At 70.6% G+C, this 17,136-nt stretch carries 11 protein-coding genes and 1 pseudogene; all 12 read left to right on the forward strand.

The window, feature by feature from the left end; translation table 11 throughout:
* Window positions 1–186 precede the first annotated feature (186 nt).
* The 12 genes and pseudogenes from DFJ69_RS01940 to DFJ69_RS01995 all read left to right on the forward strand — a co-directional run bounded on the left by DFJ69_RS01940 (window position 187) and on the right by DFJ69_RS01995 (window position 16,847).
* Window positions 187–1,650 (forward strand): ricin-type beta-trefoil lectin domain protein, encoded by a 1,464-nt coding sequence (locus DFJ69_RS01940; RefSeq protein ID WP_147312170.1) that lies wholly within the window; start codon window positions 187–189, stop codon window positions 1,648–1,650.
* 945 nt (window positions 1,651–2,595) lie between these two features.
* Window positions 2,596–3,561: pseudogene (locus DFJ69_RS34805) on the forward strand (S8 family peptidase); the annotation flags it as partial.
* A gap of 89 nt (window positions 3,562–3,650) precedes the next feature.
* Window positions 3,651–4,154, forward strand: coding sequence for a ricin-type beta-trefoil lectin domain protein (locus DFJ69_RS36035; RefSeq protein WP_116020881.1), 504 nt, complete (start codon window positions 3,651–3,653; stop codon window positions 4,152–4,154).
* 780 nt (window positions 4,155–4,934) lie between these two features.
* A complete protein-coding gene (locus tag DFJ69_RS01955) occupies window positions 4,935–7,640 on the forward strand; it encodes a LuxR family transcriptional regulator (protein ID WP_211328480.1) in 2,706 nt (901 codons plus the stop codon).
* Window positions 7,637–9,352, forward strand: coding sequence for a putative Ig domain-containing protein (locus DFJ69_RS01960; RefSeq protein ID WP_116020883.1), 1,716 nt, complete (start codon window positions 7,637–7,639; stop codon window positions 9,350–9,352). The genes DFJ69_RS01955 and DFJ69_RS01960 overlap by 4 nt, the downstream gene beginning before the upstream one ends.
* 161 nt (window positions 9,353–9,513) lie before the next feature.
* Window positions 9,514–10,164, forward strand: a complete 651-nt coding sequence (locus DFJ69_RS01965; protein WP_116020884.1) for an EboA domain-containing protein — start codon at window positions 9,514–9,516, stop codon at window positions 10,162–10,164.
* Window positions 10,165–11,011: 847 nt separating this feature from the next.
* Complete coding sequence (locus DFJ69_RS01970; protein ID WP_116020885.1) at window positions 11,012–11,470, forward strand: hypothetical protein; 459 nt, start codon at window positions 11,012–11,014, stop codon at window positions 11,468–11,470.
* Window positions 11,471–11,965: 495 nt separating this feature from the next.
* On the forward strand, window positions 11,966–13,201 hold the full coding sequence (locus DFJ69_RS01975; protein WP_211328481.1) for a hypothetical protein: 1,236 nt from the start codon (window positions 11,966–11,968) through the stop codon (window positions 13,199–13,201).
* Window positions 13,202–13,296: 95 nt separating this feature from the next.
* The gene (locus DFJ69_RS01980; RefSeq protein WP_116020886.1) at window positions 13,297–14,772 is read left to right on the forward strand and encodes a VWA domain-containing protein; all 1,476 of its coding nucleotides are present in this window, start codon (window positions 13,297–13,299) and stop codon (window positions 14,770–14,772) included.
* Between the two features lie 28 nt (window positions 14,773–14,800).
* Window positions 14,801–15,541, forward strand: coding sequence for a hypothetical protein (locus DFJ69_RS01985; protein WP_116020887.1), 741 nt, complete (start codon window positions 14,801–14,803; stop codon window positions 15,539–15,541).
* A gap of 401 nt (window positions 15,542–15,942) precedes the next feature.
* On the forward strand, window positions 15,943–16,248 hold the full coding sequence (locus DFJ69_RS01990) for a hypothetical protein (protein ID WP_116020888.1): 306 nt from the start codon (window positions 15,943–15,945) through the stop codon (window positions 16,246–16,248).
* A complete protein-coding gene (locus DFJ69_RS01995; RefSeq protein WP_147312173.1) occupies window positions 16,245–16,847 on the forward strand; it encodes a hypothetical protein in 603 nt (200 codons plus the stop codon). Before DFJ69_RS01990 ends, DFJ69_RS01995 begins: the two co-directional genes overlap by 4 nt.
* Window positions 16,848–17,136 lie beyond the last annotated feature (289 nt).

The raw sequence follows: 17,136 nt of genomic DNA on the forward strand, positions 1-17,136 counted from the left end.
GCCGACCGGGCTCCTTCCGACGGTGGGTGGCGGCGCCTCTGCGAGTCCTCCAGAACTTTTTCGCGTGAGGCTGTAATCGGTGGGCGTCTGCTCCGTCCTCCCCATAGGGACGGTTTCACCTCGACCGCCCCCGGCGGTTCCTCCACCCCGGTGAGGAAGCCCCCTTCGAGCGGAAGAAGAGCTGTGTTGAGCAACCCACGATTCAGGCTCCGCGCCGTGGCCGCCGCGGCGGCGGTCGCGGGCGGTCTCGTCCTGGCGTCGAGCCCGCACGTGTCGGCCGGTCCGGTGTCGGCGGCCCGGGCCCCGCAGGCCGGGCCCGCCGGAGTCCAGGCGGCACCGACGACCCAGCGGATCGCGGTCGTGATGGTGAACTTCGCCGACAGCCGGATCGACTCCTCGGAGGCGTACCGCGCCAAGGTCGGCGGCATGTACTTCGGCACCGGGCAGTCGACCGAGCGGTACTACCGGGAGGCCTCCGACGGCACCTGGATCTACGCCCCGCTGCCCGGGCAGCCGCAGGTGCTGGGCCCGTTCACCCTCGACATGCCGGCCGCCCCGTGCAACTCCGGCGCGATGAACACCAAGACCAAGGAGGCGCTCGCCGCACGCGGCATCACCGGGTACGACTCGCTGGCGATCTGGTTCCCCAACCAGGACGCCAAGTGCGGATGGGGCGGCCTGGGTCAGCAGCCCGGCTCGGTCACCTGGATGCCGCACTCGGGCAGCGCGTCCGGTGTGGTCCACGAGATCGGCCACAACCTCGGCCTCCGCCACCTGCCCGCGGTCACCTGCGCCCCCGGCACCCTCACCGACTGCAAGGACGCCGGCTATCGCGGGTCCTCGCCCATGGGCGGCGGCGGATACGCCAGCGGCCTGTCGGCCCCCGAACTGCTGCACAGGGGGTGGGTTCCCGCCGCGCAACAGGTCACCGCACCGGTGACCGGCACCTACACCCTCACGCCGCTGCACGCCCCCGCATCGACGGCCGGGACGCGGGTGCTGCAGATCCCCAACGGCACCGACGGATCGGTGATCACCGTCGCCCACCGCAAGAACGGCACCACCATCGACGCCGGCACCTCGATCGGCGAGGGCGTGCAACTGCACCTGACCAAGCAGGGCGCCTTCCACACCTCCAAGCTCGTCGACCCGTCCGCCGGCACGACCGGCAAGGACGACACCGACCTGAACGCCGGTGCCCGCATCACCACCCCCGGCGGCATCACCATCGAGACCGTGTCGGTCACCGCCACCGCGGCCACCGTCCGTGTCACCACCACGACGTCCGCCACCGCCCGCTACACCGGTGCCGGCGGGCGCTGCCTGGACGCCAGTCTCGCCACCCCCGGCGTCGTCCACTCCTGGGACTGCCACGACGGCACCAACCAGCAATGGACCACCGGCGATGACCGGACACTGCGCTCTCAGGGCAAGTGCCTGGACGTGCAAGGTAACGCCACCGCCGACGGCACCCCCGTCATCGTCTGGGGCTGTCACGGGCAGCCGAACCAGCAATGGACCCACACCGGCGCCACTCTGGTCAGCGCCGCCACCGGCAAATGCCTGGACGCCGGCGCCGGGGGCAACGGCACCCAGTTGGTGATCCGCTCCTGTAACGGATCCGCCAGACAGAACTGGACCCGCAGCTAGCGGGCCCGGCGTCCCACCGGCCACCTCCCCACGGGCGGCCACCCGGCTCCGACACCGGTCCGCGGTCGACGCGCCGGGAGACGCAGGGCGAGAACGTTTCCCGAAACGCCATTCGGTCAATCGCCGTCGATGTCTCGGGCGCGCCGGTCCCGGCTTCGCCTCGCACCTGCAATTGTCCGGATCACGGCGAGAGGGCCTGGCCATGGGCGGAAAGCGCAAGGATGTCGATACGGGCACCGGATTCACCCGTCGCAACGGAGGCCATGTGCCTTTTCGGTCGCGTTGGTCAAAGGTTCGATCGCCCGAAAGTGGATTCGATATGGAGTCGGACACCGCGAACACGGTGGTGAGGGATGCTCGAAGTGCGCTCCCGGGGCGGTCCCGTCGGTCGTTCGCAGTCGGAAGTCGAGAAGGTGACGGCTGCGCGACCTTCGGCGGCCCGGGATAAGACGTTCCCACCATCGGTGCCGCTCGCCGGCGAGATCAGGGTTCGACCCTCACGGGCACCCGACCTCATGCAGGTCACCAGGTGTGATGTGGTGCGCGCGCGGGAGTGCGGCCTGGAAGGCGGGCCGTCCCATGGCTGGCGAACCGGCCGTCCGTGCGGCCACGTGGTGAAGGGATCAATCCGGAAAGGCGATCGGAGAAGGAGGTGCTCGCCCGACCCGCCCCATCGATGACTTCGCCCCTTTCCGGGATCGGTTCAATGACCGGCGCGTGGCGCCATAAATTGGCCACGCGCTTGTTCGCATGCCCGTAAATTATGCGATGCGGATAATGCGCGAGAACCGCACATCGCACAGCGAATTAAAGTGCGTCTTTGTGTGAATCCGCACTAGCTCGAGATGTCCTGGGTTTGAAGGATGTGTTTCGGCCGGCGGGGTGTGCCCCGCCCCGCCGGCCGCAGATCCCCCCGTCACAAGGAGAGTTCGCGTGAACGTATCCATGACCCGGAAAGTGCTGATCGCGGCAGTGGGTTCGCTGCTGTTCCCGCTGGCTGCCGCGGTGCCCGCCGCCGCTGATGAGGGGGTGATCGTGAACTCGAACGTGAAGCGGCCCGTCAAGGGCAGCTACATCGTGACGCTCAAGGACACCGACACCCTGCGAGCCGAGGGCGTGCAGCGGGAGGCGCAGCGCCTGACCCGCAAGTACGCGGGCCGTGTCGGGTTCGTCTACACCCGCACGCTGTCCGGCTTCCAGGCGCTGCTGAGCGAGGAGCGGGCCAGGCGGCTGGCGGCCAACCCGGCGGTGAAGTCCGTCGAGCAGGACGCGACCGTCACCGCCACCGGCACCCAGCCGAACCCGCCGTCGTGGGGCCTGGACCGCATCGACCAGAAGAACCTGCCGCTGAACCGCTCCTACGCCTACCCGTCCACCGCGTCGAACGTGACCGCCTACATCCTGGACACCGGCATCCGCATGACCCACGCCGACTTCGGAGGGCGCGCCAGGTCCGGGTACGACTTCATCGACAACGACGGCAACGCCACCGACTGCCAGGGCCACGGCACCCACGTCGCCGGAACCGTCGGCGGCAACGCCCACGGCGTCGCCAAGGGCGTCAAGCTGGTGGGCGTCCGCGTCCTGAACTGCCAGGGCAGCGGCGCCAACTCCGCCATCATCGCGGGCATCGATTGGGTGGCCCGCAACGCCGTCAAACCCGCCGTCGCGAACATGAGCCTGGGCGGTTCGGCCAGCTCCAGCCTGGACAACGCCGTGCAACGCGCCGTCGCGGCGGGCGTCACCTTCGCCGTGGCCGCCGGCAACGAGAACACCAACGCCTGCACCAGGTCACCCGCCCGCGCACCCAACGCGATCACCGTCGGGGCCACCACCTCTTCGGACGCCCGCTCCTCGTTCTCCAACTACGGCACCTGCCTGGACATCTTCGCGCCCGGCAGCAACATCACCTCCGCGTCCAACGCCGGCAACACCGCCACCACGACCATGTCCGGCACCTCCATGGCCACCCGCACGTCGCCGGAGCCGCCGCGCTGGCCTTGGCCGCCGACCCCGGCCGCAGCCCCGCCCAGGTCGCCGCCGCCCTCACCGGCGCGGCCACCACCGGGCTGGTCACCGGCGCCGGCAGCGGCTCACCCAACCGGCTGCTGCACACCGGCGCGGGCACCACCCCGCCGCCGGCGAGCGCCCGCTACACAAGTGCCGGCGGGCGCTGCCTGGACGCCAGCCTCGCCACCCCCGGCGTCGTCCACGCCTGGGACTGCCACGAGGGCACCAACCAGCAATGGACCACCGGTGAGGACCGGACGCTGCGAGCGCTGGGCAAGTGCCTGGACGTGCAAGGCAACGCCGCAGCCGACGGCACCCCCGTCATTTTGTGGGACTGCCACGGCGGCGCGAACCAGCAGTGGACCCAGACCGGCGCCACCCTGGTCAGCGCCGCCACCGGCAAATGCCTGGACGCCGGCGTCGGCGCCAACGGCACCGCCCTGGTGATCCGCGCCTGCAACGGCTCCACCGGCCAGAACTGGACCCGCTCGTAGGACGCCGCGTCGCCGCGTTCCCCGTCACGGTCTCCGGCCACACGGTGAACGTCTCCGCCGAACCCACTGATGGCGCCCGGACACTGCGGGTGAGCGACTGGTGGTTCGGCACCCACGGCACTTTCATCCGCCGGCCCCTCACCCGGTGACCATCGCATCACCGTCTTCCCCCGGGACCGCACGGTCTCGGGGGAAGACGGCCGCCAAGGGGCGAGCCGGCCTGCGGCCGGGGCTCCCGAAGGGCGCCTCCACACCGCAGGGACCGCGCCCGGCCGTGTCGGCGAAGACGCGGTGTCGCCGCCGCCTCACCGACCAAGATCCCCGGCCGCAGAGGAGACCTGTGCAACACCGTCCCATCTTCACCAGCCATCTCCCGCTGAACGACGCCGCGACCGGCTCCCGCGCCGGTGGATCGGCCGCCGACCGGCCGTCCATGGAGCCCGGCTCCGCCTGCCGTAGCGGCCGGTTCGTCCCGCCGGCCCTGCGGTCCCTGTGGCGCGCGGTCTTGCGGCCGCGCGGGCTTCGGGGCGCTGCCGCGCCGCTCACCCGCACCGGTCATCCCCCCGTCTCGGCTGACGGCGGGGCCGCAGCGATGACATCGCGACCGAGGTCACCGGTCGCGCATTGGCGAGGCCGACCGGCGCGTCGGGATCGCCCGGCACCACGGCTGCGAGGGTGGTGGGCGGGATGAACGCCTCGGGTCGTGTTCGGTCGTGCGCGCAGGGGCGCCCGGTCTCTGCGTTCGGGGGCGTGGTGGGTCGTGCCGCTCTGGTGGCGGAGGTGGAAGGGGCGTTGGCCGCCGGTGGCCGTGTGGTGCTGCGCGGTGCGCCGGGTGCCGGGAAGAGCACGCTGCTGGATGGTGTGGTCCGGGACCGGCCGGGGCCGGTGATCCGGGTGGGCGCCGATGCTGACGGGCTGCCGTTCGCGGTGGTCGCGGAGATCTTCGATGCGGTGCCGGCGGGCCTGCGTGACGGGTTGGCGGGGCCGCAGCGGGATGCGGTGGCGGCGTTGTTGCGTCGCGGGGCCGGTGAGGTCGATGTGATGGCGGTGCGGTTCGCGTTGGCGGCGGTGCTGCGCGAGGTGGGCGGGCTGCTGGTCATCGACGATGCGCAGTGGACGGACCCGGCGGGTGCCGGCGCGGTGGCGTACGCGTTGCGGCGGGCCGGTGGCGCGGTCGGTTGTGTGATCGCGGAACGGACACCCGTCGAGGTGTCGGTGAGCGGACGGTTCGGCGGCGCGTGGGCGATGGTGGCGGTGCCGCCGTTGTCGGTCGGTGAGGTGGCCGCCCTGCTGGGCGAGCACGGGCTGCCCGGGGCTCTGGCCGGTCGGGTCCATGCGGCGAGCGGCGGGTTCCCCGGATGGGTGCCGGCGATCGGGAGGGCGCTGGATGCCGGGAGCGACCCGCGTCCGGTTCGTCGTCTGATCGCCGCTCGGCTGGCGGAGCTGTCCGCGACGACCCGCGCCGTGCTGCTCGCGGTGGCGTTGGCTCGCCGGCCGACGCCGGCGCTGTTGCGCCGGGCGGGGTGGCCGGACGCCGACCTGCACCTGCGGCCCGCGGTTGCGGCGGGTCTGATCACGATGGCCGACGGGGTGCGGTTCGTCGGGACGGCGATAGCCGACACGGTGATCGAGGAGGCGGGCTGGAGCGGGCGGGCCGCCGTCCACCGGGCGCTGGCCGGGGCGAGCGGGGATCCGATCGACCGTGTCCGCCATCGCGGGCTGGCCGATCCGGGCACCGACGTCGGTCTGGGTCGCGAGTTGGCGGAGGCCGCCGTGGCGGCGCGTGATGCGGGCGACCGGGCGGGCGCGGCCGAACTCGGGCTGCTGGCGGCCGAACGCCTGCCGGGCGGGGAGCGCGGCGCGGTGATCGCCGAGGCGACCGTGGACGCGGCGGCGGCCGGGCGCGGCGATCTCGTCCTGCGCGGCGAAACGCTGCTGGACAGGGTGGGCACGCCCGCCGAACGCGCCCGGGCCCGGCTGGCGGTCATCCGCTCGGCCGGGCAGTCGCTGCACGGCCACGCCGACACGTTCGCGCGGGCCCTGGCCGACGCCGAGGGCGATCCCGCGCTGGAGGCCGAGGTCCGCATCCGCCTGGCGGTCCGCGCGAACCTCACCGAGGGAAATCCGGCGCGGGCCCGGGAGGAGGCGGTCCGGGCGTGCGGGTTGGCGTCCGCCGCCGGTGACCGCTCCCTGTTGGCGGCGGCGCTGACCATGCGGGCGCGGGTGGAGCGGATCGTCGGTCACCCCGACGCCGAACGCACGCTCGCGCAGGCGCTGGCCCTGCAACGCCCGCAGGCCGACCCGGTGAACGACTCCGCCGAGTTCTTGGCGGCCCGGCACGACCTGTTCGATGACCGGGTCGACGACGCCCGCGGCCTGCTGCTGGGGCTGTTGCCGGTGGCCGAACGGTCCGGCGACGCCGAAGGCATCGTCGACGTGCTGCGCGGCCTGGCCGAGGTCGAGGTCCGCGCGGGCGCCTGCGTACGGGCGTCATCGTACGCGGCGCGTGCGCTGGAGCTGACCGAGTCGGCGGGTCTGTCGGCGGGACCGGCCTGGTACACCATGGCCGTGACCGAGGCCGCCGGAGGCGACCTCGGTCACGCCCGCACCTACGCGATGCGGGGCGTCGCCGTGTCGCAGGAGGCGCACGACGTCGTCTTCCTGGCCCGCGGCCTGCACGCGCTCGGGGCGATCGACCTGATCGGCGGCGACCCGCAGGAGGCCGTTCGGTCGCTGGAGCGGGTGCGCGTGCTGGAGCGCGACGCCGGCGTCGTCGACCCTTCACCGTTGCGCTGGCACGGCGACCTGGCGATCGCGCTCGCCTTGACGGGCCGCCTCGAACGGGCGCGGGCTCTGCTGGCCGAGGTGCGGCCCATCGCGGCGCGGCTCGGCCGCACGGGCGTCTTGGCGGCGCTCGACCACGCCGAAGGGCAGGTGGCCGCCGCCGGCGGTGACCTGGCGGGCGCCGCCGAGGTGCTCGCGCGTTCGGCCGAGCGGTTCGCGGCGTTGGGGCTGCCGCTGGAGCTGGGCAGGGTGCTGCTGTCTCAAGCCCAGGTCGCCCGGCGGCGGCGTCGCCCCGCCGAGGGCCGCGCCTTCGTGACCCGCGCGTACGAGGTGTTCACCGCGGCGCGGGCCGTGCCCTGGCTGCGGCTCACCCTGCACGCCGCCGACCGGCTCGGCCCCTCCGCCGTTCCCGCCGGCCGAGAAGATGCGCTCACCCCGGGCGAGGCGCGGGTGGGCGAACTCATCGCGCGAGGCGCGAGCAACCGCGAGATCGCCGCCGCCCTGGCGCTGAGCGTCAAGACCGTCGAGGCGACGCTGACGCGTATCTACCGCAAGCGCGGTGTCCGCTCCCGGACACAGTTGGCCGCCCTCCTGCGCGACACCGCCCCGGACGGGTCCGGCGAGGGATTCCCCGCTTTCGGGCCCGAACCCGCATCCCTACCGTTTCCGCCATCGACCCCCCGCGAAAGGCCCCACGGATGAACAGGTACGCACGGCTGCTGTGTTCAACGGGCACGACGGCCGCAACGTTGGCCGCACTGGCGCTGGCCGCGCTCCCGGCGGCGAACGCCCGAACGGCCCCGGCGGACACCGACCCGGTCCTGCACGCGATGCAACGCGACCTCGGGCTGTCCGCCGACCAGGTACGCCGCCGCTGGACGCAGGAGGCACAGGCCCGTCAGGCCGCCCGCTCCCTGCGCCCGGCCGTCGGCAACGCCGGCATGTGGTTCGACGGCGGGCAGGGCACGCTGGTCGTGCCCGTCACCGACGACGCCAACGCCCGCAACGTCCGCGCCCTCGGCGCCCAGCCCCTGCGGGTCAGGTACGGCCCGGCGGCGCTGTCCCGGACGGCCGCCGCCGTCTCACGGCTCGTCGGCGACGGAACCCCCGGTGTCACGAGCTGGGGTACCGACCCGGCCCGTGACCGCGTGATCGTGCAGGTGACGTCCGCCGTCGCCCCATCGACCGAGGCGCGGCTGCGGGCCCTGTCGCCGTCGGTGACGCTCGTCCGCTCCGACACCGTGTTCCGCCGGCAGGGCGGAGACGTGACCGGCGGCGAGTACTGGAAGCCCGGGTCGGAGGGCTCCTGCTCGATCGGCTTCTCCGCCACCGGCACAGGCGGAACACGCCACATGCTCACCGCCGGACACTGCACCAACGACGTCGACCAGCCCGCCTACGGCAAGGACGGCACCCGACTCGGCACCTCCAACACCGGCGGCACCCACAGCGTCAACACCCGCGAAGGCGACTTCGGCCTCGTCGACGTCACCCAGACGGCCTGGCGGCTGACACCGACCGTGTCCGGATGGGGCCAAGGCGACATCACCGTCACCGGATCGGCCGAACCCACCGTCGGCATGTCCATCTGCCACTCCGGCGGCAACACCGAACTCCGCTGCGGCACCGTCACCCGAACCAACCAGAGCATCGACTACGGCAACGTCATCATCGACGGCCTGTTCATCACCAACGCCTGCTCGGGCGCCGGCGACTCCGGCGGCTCCTACGTCACCGGCCCCACAAGCGACGCCAAGGCCGTCGGCATCCACTCCGGCGGCGGCAACGCCTGCGGACAGACCGGCCCCACCACCATCGCGCAGCCCGTCAACGAGGCCACCACCAAATGGCGACTGACCCTGGTCACCGGCGACCCACAGCCCGGCGACCTCACCGTCACCGCCCCCGGCGACCAGTCCGGCCAGACCGGCACCGCCGTCCGGCTCACCAACCAGGTCAACGGCGGAACCGCCCCCTACACCTGGACGGCCACCGGCCTGCCCGCCGGGCTCACCATCGACCCGACCTCCGGCACCATCACCGGCACCCCCTCCACCGCCGGATCCACCCGCGTCACCGTCACCGCCACCGACGCCCGCAACAAGACCGGCTCCGCCTCCTTCACCTGGACCATCACCACGACCGGCGCCGCACCGTCCGTGACCTCCCCCGGCGCGCAGACCGCCTACGTCGGCCGCCCCTTCCAACTCCCACTGAACGCCACCGGCGGCGCCACCCCGTACCGCTGGAAGGCGACCGGACTGCCGGCCGGACTGACGATCGACGCCGCGACCGGACGCATCACCGGCACACCCACCCGATGGGGCATGTCCACCGCCACCGCCACCGTCACCGACCAGGCGGGCCGGACGGCCTCCGTCACGTTCCTCGTCACCGTCTGGAACCCCTGGTGACAGCCGAGACACCACGGCGATGACGGCCGAGGACGGGCCACGCGACCCCTCCCCGGCCGTTCAACGGCCCCCGGCCCCGCGAGTTCACCCACCGCGGCCCCACCCACGCCCGGTCCGGGGCCGCGAACCCGCATCCGACACCGCGAAGGAGATCAACCCCGATGATCCGCCGGAACGGTCACGTGACCAAGGGCGACCTGCACCACAGGCTGACCGAGATCCTCTCGCCGTCGGCGATGGCCTGGCTGGAGGAGGCGTGTGAGGCGGTCGGCCCCTTCCCCTCCACGGTGCTGTACTTCTCGGCCACCGCGGGACTCCAGTGCGGGCAGGCCCCGCTGGGCCCCGACCTGGACCCCTGGACCGTCGACGACGCCGCCCGCACCCTCATCCTCACCTCCCTGCGCCTGGAGGGACCCCCGCTGGCCGAGACGATCGAGACCGTCTACCGCCGCGGCGACGACGCCGAACGACGCGCCGTCCTGCGGGCCCTGCCGCTGCTCCCCATCGGAGCCGACCTGCTACACCTCGTCAAAGAAGCCCTGAACACCGGCAACCCGCGCCTCATCGCGGCGGCCTTGGGCCCCTACGCCGCCGAACACCTCGACCAACCCGCCTGGCGCGACGGCGTCTTCGCCTGCCTGCTGCTGGGCATACCGCTGATCATGGTCGCCGACCTGCACCGACGCATCGACCCCGACCTCATCGTCGTGTTCGGCGACCACGCCGCCCAATACCGGGCCGCAGATCGGCCCGTACCCGCAGACCTACGAGAGGCCATGCCCGGCCGCGACCGGACCCTGCGGGCCGGGTGACCAGACGGGCGGGCGGCAGCCAGGGCTGCCTCGTCGCGGCCCATCGGCGTCCAGCCCTGTCCCGGCCGCCATGGTGAGGGGACGCCGCCCCGCCCGAACGCATCGTGATCGTCGGCTCCGCCCACGGCACACGCCGCGCCCCGATCCTGATCACCGCGGCCTTCGGCCATCGGCCCCGGATCATCATCAGCGTCGACGAGCACGGCCGGGCACAGGCCGACAGCCCTGTCGCCGGCCCCGGCCCACGGCACCACCGTCACCCTCCACGCCGAAGGCGACCCACACCCGAACCGACGACACCCGAGGCCCTCACGCAGGGGACACGTCCACGCGAACGCCATGCGACCCCTCCGATCGGCCGCTGCGAAGCCCGGTCGACGTCGCGTTTCAGTTCGCGTCCGGTGCGCCGGCCGCCCTCACGGGGGTACCGGAGTTGTCCCGCAGGTCCCCGGTGGCCGTCGCGGGCATGTTCATCGAAGGCATCGATACAGGCCCATGCCACCCGATCACCCTCGCGTAATCGGCACCCACGCGAGATCGCTGAGACCTTCCGAGGGATCGCGATAAAGGGCACCGCGGCCCGCCGCCGAGAAGATCAACCCTCCCCCAGAAGCCGGGAGACATCCGCCGACGATCGACCACCACGCTCGGCAACTCTCAGAACGTCGGTCGATACGCCCACAAAGGGAATGTCGGGGCATGTACCGCAGTGAACATCGGTGGGAACCGCGCCGCCGGATCGACCGTCTCAAACCATGATGTTGCGGTGGTCGGCTAGAGTTCTTCGCGGCTCGGGTGACCTGTGACACGGAAGCGAAGATCTCTCGTCAGCGTCTCGTGAGGTGCCGTGGTGGTGGAGATAACTGCGATCGTGTCCTTGGCCGGCGTCATTTTTTCGCTCATCTTTCTCGGCTATCAGACGCGTGAACTGGCACGGCAGACCAGACTCAACAACAAAGTCGGTCTGCTCTCGGGGATGTATGACGCGCTGACGCTTCTGCAGACCGCCCAGCTCAAGGTGTTCGAAGATCCGAAACTTTCCGCCTATTTCTATGAAGGGGCGCAGTTGCCGCCCCGAGGCGACGAGCGGGTGAGGGTTCAGGCACTGGCGGAGATATGGGTTGACGGGATCGAGTGCACCCTGATGACTCTTGGACTTCCACCGAGACCTCATCAGTATGACGGTGTGAAAAGTTATGCCGTCTACATGTACCGCAAGAGTCCGGCGATCAAGAATCGTGTGGACAAGAATCTCGACTATTATGAGGGATACAGGAATCTCCTCAACGGCACTCAGGTCGATTAGGTGTTCTGTCTTCCAACTCGGCCCTCGACTGGAACCCGCGAGTCGGTCGGAAGGTCCATGATCGGTACTCGATGTCCCCGGCGGTCGCGCCCTGAGTGGGGGAGGTCCGCGGTCACGCCGCGGAACCGACCTCGACGGGCGAGGGCGTCCGACGCCGTCCCTCATGCTCACGCCCGTGACGTGCGCCTTCACGAGGTGACGTGGGGAGGAAGGCCGTTAATATCCCGCACACGCCTGACTGTGGGGGTCGACGACACTCGTGATATCGACGGCTGATCATTTTGGACCGCCCACAATGTCTGCGACCCACGACCACAACTCCGAGGTCGCAACCGGAGTGGTTCCCGTCCCGGGTCTCAACCCCTCTCGCCGCACTCCGGTCGCACGACGGTTCGTGATCATTGTGATGGCGTCGTATGCGAGTGTTCCCCGTAATTGCCGGTGGCGGGCGCACAGGTCTAGGATTCGTGGCGAAAAGGATCTTAAGGAGTTGAGGTGACGACCGACCTTCCGCACGTCGTCGAGGAACCCTCTTTCGGCATTGACCGCCCGCCTCGTTTCTGGGGTCCGCGCTTCGGTTGGCCGTTCGCGGCGTCTGCCGGCGTTGCACTGGTGAGCGCGGTGATGCTCCTCGTCAACGCGTTCACGCCGGTCGAGCAGGTCGTCACGGTCCGCGGCATCATGGCCTCCAAGGAGGACTTCTTCAACGACGAGGAGGTTCAGGACCTATTGCTGAAGCACCACATCCGCGTCGAGGTCACCAACCGCGGCTCGGGCGAGGTGGCACACGAAGTGCTCGACCAGAAGACCCAGCATTACGATTTCGCCTTCCCCTCCGGGCAGCCGGCGGCGGATCTGATCACGAACGAGCGCAGGAGGCGGCGCCAATACACGAGGACGATACGCCTGTTCACGAGCCCGATCGTGCTCGCCACCTACCGTGAGTACGCAGAAACGCTGGTCGGGAACGACGTCGCGGATCGGCAGTCGGGCGGGCCCGGCGGGACGCTGTATTACACACTGGACATGGCCGAGTTCATCGAGTTGGGCAAGCGGGGTAAGACCTGGAACGACATCGGGATCGGCGCGTATAGGAACCCGAGGGGCGTGAGCATCACGAACGGTAATCGTGTGCTCGCCCACACCTCCGGGGTGTGCCGGTCCAATTCCGGCACCACCTACCTCGGCCTGGTCGCCTTCGTGGACAACGACCACGAGCCGGCGCAGACCGAGGCCGACGTCGATCGGATCGCCAGGGAGATCCAACCGCTCATCACGGCGATCGGCATGCCCGAATCGGGCCTGTGGCAGGCCTACATCACGCCGGAGGGCAAGAGCCAAGGCCCGATCGTCGTGGTGTACGAGCATCAGTTCTTCGCCTACCAGCAGAGTCACCGGCACCGCACCGGGCGCACGGACACCGAACGGGTGCTGCTCTATCCCGAGCAGGAGTTCCAGACCGACCCGGAGTACATCTCGCTGCGACCCGGCGCGGGTGAGCGGCTCGGACGGCTGCTGCTCACGGACCCGCAGCTGCGCCGTCGCATGATGGAACTCGGCTTTCGGGTCTTCGACGACACCGATGCCGCCGGGACCAGACGACTCTTCGATCTGCTCGTCGGCCGCGGCGTCCCGAGGCCCGAGGAGCGCACCGACTACACGCGCGCGGAGCTGCCCGAACTGAACCTGCTCCAACGGCTCGTCGACGCGGTCGGCAGGTGCTCCCAGTGAGGCCGGCAACGCGCACGTTCGCCGGCTTGGCGGCTAGCGCGGTCTTCATTCTGGGAGCCGCGTGCGATCCGGCCAACCCGAAGACGACCCTTCGGATGCTGGCGAGCACCGAACTCGCCGATATGCGCCCCCTGCTCGAGGAACTCCAGCGGGACACCGGGATCGAACTCGTGCTGGACTACCGGGGCACCGTGGACGCCGCCGCCGCCCTCGCCAAGGGCGAGGACGCACATGACCTCGCCTGGTTGTCCAACGACCGCTACCTGCGGCTCAAGTTGCAGCAGCGGGGCGGCCGGCGTCTGCGGCCCCTGTCCACCGAGACCATGATGTCGCCGGTGGTCTTCGGCGTACGGGCCAGGACCGCCGAGCGGCTCCGCCGTAACGCCCCGGATCGGAACCTGTCCTGGGCGGACATCGCGGACGGCGCGGCCGGGGGCCTGGTGCGCTTCGCCATGGCCGACCCGCGCCACGCCAACAGCGGACTCGCCGCCCTGGTGGGCGTGGCCACCGCGGCCGCAGGAACAGGTAGCGCGTTGCGGCCGCAGGACGTCACGTGCGACCGGCTGCGCGGGCTGATGTCCGGCCACACGCTCACGGCGACCTCATCGGGCGACCTCATCGACGCGTTCGTCGCGGACCAGGGCAGAACCGACGCGCTGATCGGGTACGAGTCGACGATCCTGTCCCTCAACGCGAGTGGAAAACTGCGCGAGCCTTTGGAGATCATCTATCCCGAGGACGGCATCGTGTTGTCGGAGTACCCGCTGCTGCTGCTGAATCCATCGCGCCGCGCCGCGTACGACAAGGTCGTGTCGTGGCTGACCCGCACGGACACCCAACTGAAGATCATGCGGCGCACGCTGCGCCGCCCCATCGACCCCGGCGTGCCCCGAGATCCACGGCTGCGCACGGAGATCGGCAACGCGCTGTACTTCCCGGACCGGCCCGAGGTCGTCGACCGACTGCTGGCCGCTTACGACCCCGACCAGAGGCGACCCGGCCAAGTGATCTTCGTGCTCGACTACTCCGGATCCATGAAAGGCACGCGGACCACGGCCCTGCGGACCACGTTCGACCGGCTCGCCGGTAACGACGGCACGGCCATCGGCCGCTTCGTACGGTTCTACCAGGGCGAGAGGTTCACCCTGATCCGCTTCGGCGGGGACGTCCACGCAGAGCGCACCTTCACCATCACCGGCCCCCCCGACGCCGACGCCATCGGCGACTTCCTCGCCACCGACGAGTTCGACCAGGACACCGCCGTCTGGTCCGCGCTCGACCACGCCTACGGGCGTGCCGGCGAACTGAGACGCACCGACCCGGGACGGCCGGTGACCGTCGTGTTGATGACCGACGGCCTGAACAACGCCGGCATCGGACTGCAGGAGTTCCTCCGCCGATACAAGGCCCTGGCACCGGAGACCAAGGCCGTGCACACGTACACCATTCGGTTCGGCGAGGCCGACCCGTCCGAACTGCGCCGTGCGGCGGAGGTGACCGGCGGCCGCATGATCGACGCCAACGCGTCCTCGCTGGACCAGGCCTTCCAAGAGACCCGTGGCTGCCGATGACCAGGAGGTTCGGATGTCATGGCCGGCAATGATCACTGCTGTTGCTCTCATCGTCGCAGGAGCCTTCTGGTGCTCCCACCAGGTCACCACGCGCCGCCACCCATCGGCCGAGGCCGCAGGGCCCGGACCGGGGCTCCGGTACTACCTCGATGAGGATTACGTCAAGGATCTCTACCAGCAGGACGAGTATCCGGAACCGCAACGCGACGTCCAGGACACGATCCGCCGCAACACCAACGCGGAACTGGAGATCAAACCCGGCCCCGCACGCGCGGTCGCGTCCGCCGGCGCTGACAGCGAACGGGTCACCATTTACAGCCTGGACGAGGGACCGCTGAAGAACTTCAGGCGCATCATGCGTGCGCTCGAAGACGCGAACGGCATCGTCCACGTCGACCTCGACCACCTCACGATCGGACCGAACGCCAGCGTGGACCGCGCACTGGCGTCGACCCACGGCCCGCGCGCCGGACGGGCCCGTTCGGCACGACTGACCGAACTCGACCAGGACACCTTCGTCTCTATCACGGGACGATTCGAGATCACCGACAGATCCGAGACGACCACCACCTTCTCCGCCCCGTACGGCGACACGCGCCGGCCCTCCGACGACCCGCCCAGAGTCAGCGTCACCTGCGACACCGCCAAACTACGGGTCGGCGGCGTCGCCGACGGCCCCTTCCCCGCACGCTGCATTGGCAAAATCAGGAAATGGGACCCAGACACCCGCCAACTCGTGATCTCCCCCGTCCTTGCCATCTTCCTGTAACACCCCACGGGAGCGGTGGCACGCCCGCGTCGACCCGGCCAAAGGGTCACGGTGCCACGCCTGCCGTATCGGTCGTACACGCCCCGCACACCGCTTCACGTGTCCGTGCCACCGCCGGACGGCTCTGGTTTCAGATCGGCGACTGGGAGAATCGTTGAGCGGCTCTGACCGATGGCAGCGCGGCGGGTGAGGTCGGCAAGGCCCGACGTCTGGTCGGGTTCGAGCGCTGCGTGGCAGGAAGGGGTGGAAAGGGCTTCGCGGGCGGCGTAGCCGTCGCCGGTCTGTAGCGTTTCGTCGGCGAGCCGTTCCCAGAGTGGCCCGATGACGCCTGGGGTGGCGCCTCATTCCTCGGCGGTGCGGGCGAGGCGAGTACGGAACAGCACGGCGGGCTGGGCTTCGCTGTGTCCAGGGACAGGGGCCCGTGCGTTGCGGCCTGCGGCGATGAGGGCGGCGACGAGCTGGGCGACATGGTGTTGGTGGGGGCGGCCGGCGTGGGCGTTCAGGTGTGCGCGGAGGGCGGCGTCAACGGCGTCGAGGGCGCTAGCGGGGGTTGTGCCGTCGAGAAGGGCGAGTGCCTCGTCGTGGTTGCGGGCGAGGGCGAGCGCGATGACCCGGGTTTGGCGGGCTTCGTGGAGTTGTTCGGGGTGGGGGCCGGAGAATCGCCGATCACCCGCAGGTATGGGACATGGGGGACACTGGACAGGTGACCCCTGAAGACATGCGGATGCTGAGTCGCGGTGGTCGGGCGGTCTCCCGGTCGGTGGGTGTCACCTGCCTCCATGTCCGGCATGACGTCGGTCTGATGTTCTTCCTGGTGGGGCTTTTCCTGGCCGGTGTCACGTCGACCGTCACCCTGCGGTGGCAGGCCCTGGTGATCTGGCCGCTGTGGGGTGGGCTGCAGATCTTCACGAGACGACGCCGACGCGACCGGTCTCCGCAAGAGGCGTGGCTGCAGGGATCCGTGTTGTCGGTACGGCGCGGTGACGCGCTCCGGCGTTGCGATCTGGCGACCGCCCGGACCGCCGCGCTCGGCGGCAACGTCGCCATGTCGGGCGAACGGCCCTACTACGCGTTGACCGTCCAGGACGGCCGTACGGGCGGCAAGGTGCGGTACGTGATGCGGACCGACGCCGGCGATCATCTCGGGCCCGGTGACCTGCGCGCGCTGGCCGACGCCTTCGACTCAGGACCGCAGCCGACCGAGGCGGCGCAGGTGATGGCCGCCAGGCTGCGGGAGATCGCTGACCACGGTCGCGAGATCCCTTCCTCCGAACGTGTCGATTGGAGCCACCGGATCAGCCACTGACCGATGCGCGGCTCCCGACACTTGGCCGCGCCCCCGTCCTGTTCGCTCAGCGACCGGAAAAGCCTTTCCCAGAGCGCAGCCCCAGGAAGGCGATCCATGCCCCTGCGGGCAGCGGGGAGTACAGCTGCCAGTACTTCCACATCGGGGTCGCATGGGGGCCGATCGGCCCTGCTCGCGTGGTGACCTTGCGTCCCACATCGCCGCGATCCACTCCCGAGATGTGCCCGGAGATCCGGCGCCCGTCGGAGTCGTGCCACGTCCCCGGTGCAGTCCAGAACGGTGACGGCCC

The organism is Thermomonospora umbrina, from assembly GCF_003386555.1.
Taxonomy (GTDB): Bacteria; Actinomycetota; Actinomycetes; order Streptosporangiales; family Streptosporangiaceae; genus Thermomonospora; species Thermomonospora umbrina.

Coding starts and splice junctions, on each gene's coding strand:
- DFJ69_RS01960 (WP_116020883.1), top strand. CDS start 7,637: ATGAACAGGTACGCACGGCTGCTGTGTTCAACGGGCACGACGGCCGCA.
- DFJ69_RS01965 (WP_116020884.1), top strand. CDS start 9,514: ATGATCCGCCGGAACGGTCACGTGACCAAGGGCGACCTGCACCACAGG.
- DFJ69_RS01980 (WP_116020886.1), top strand. CDS start 13,297: ATGCTGGCGAGCACCGAACTCGCCGATATGCGCCCCCTGCTCGAGGAA.
- DFJ69_RS01985 (WP_116020887.1), top strand. CDS start 14,801: ATGATCACTGCTGTTGCTCTCATCGTCGCAGGAGCCTTCTGGTGCTCC.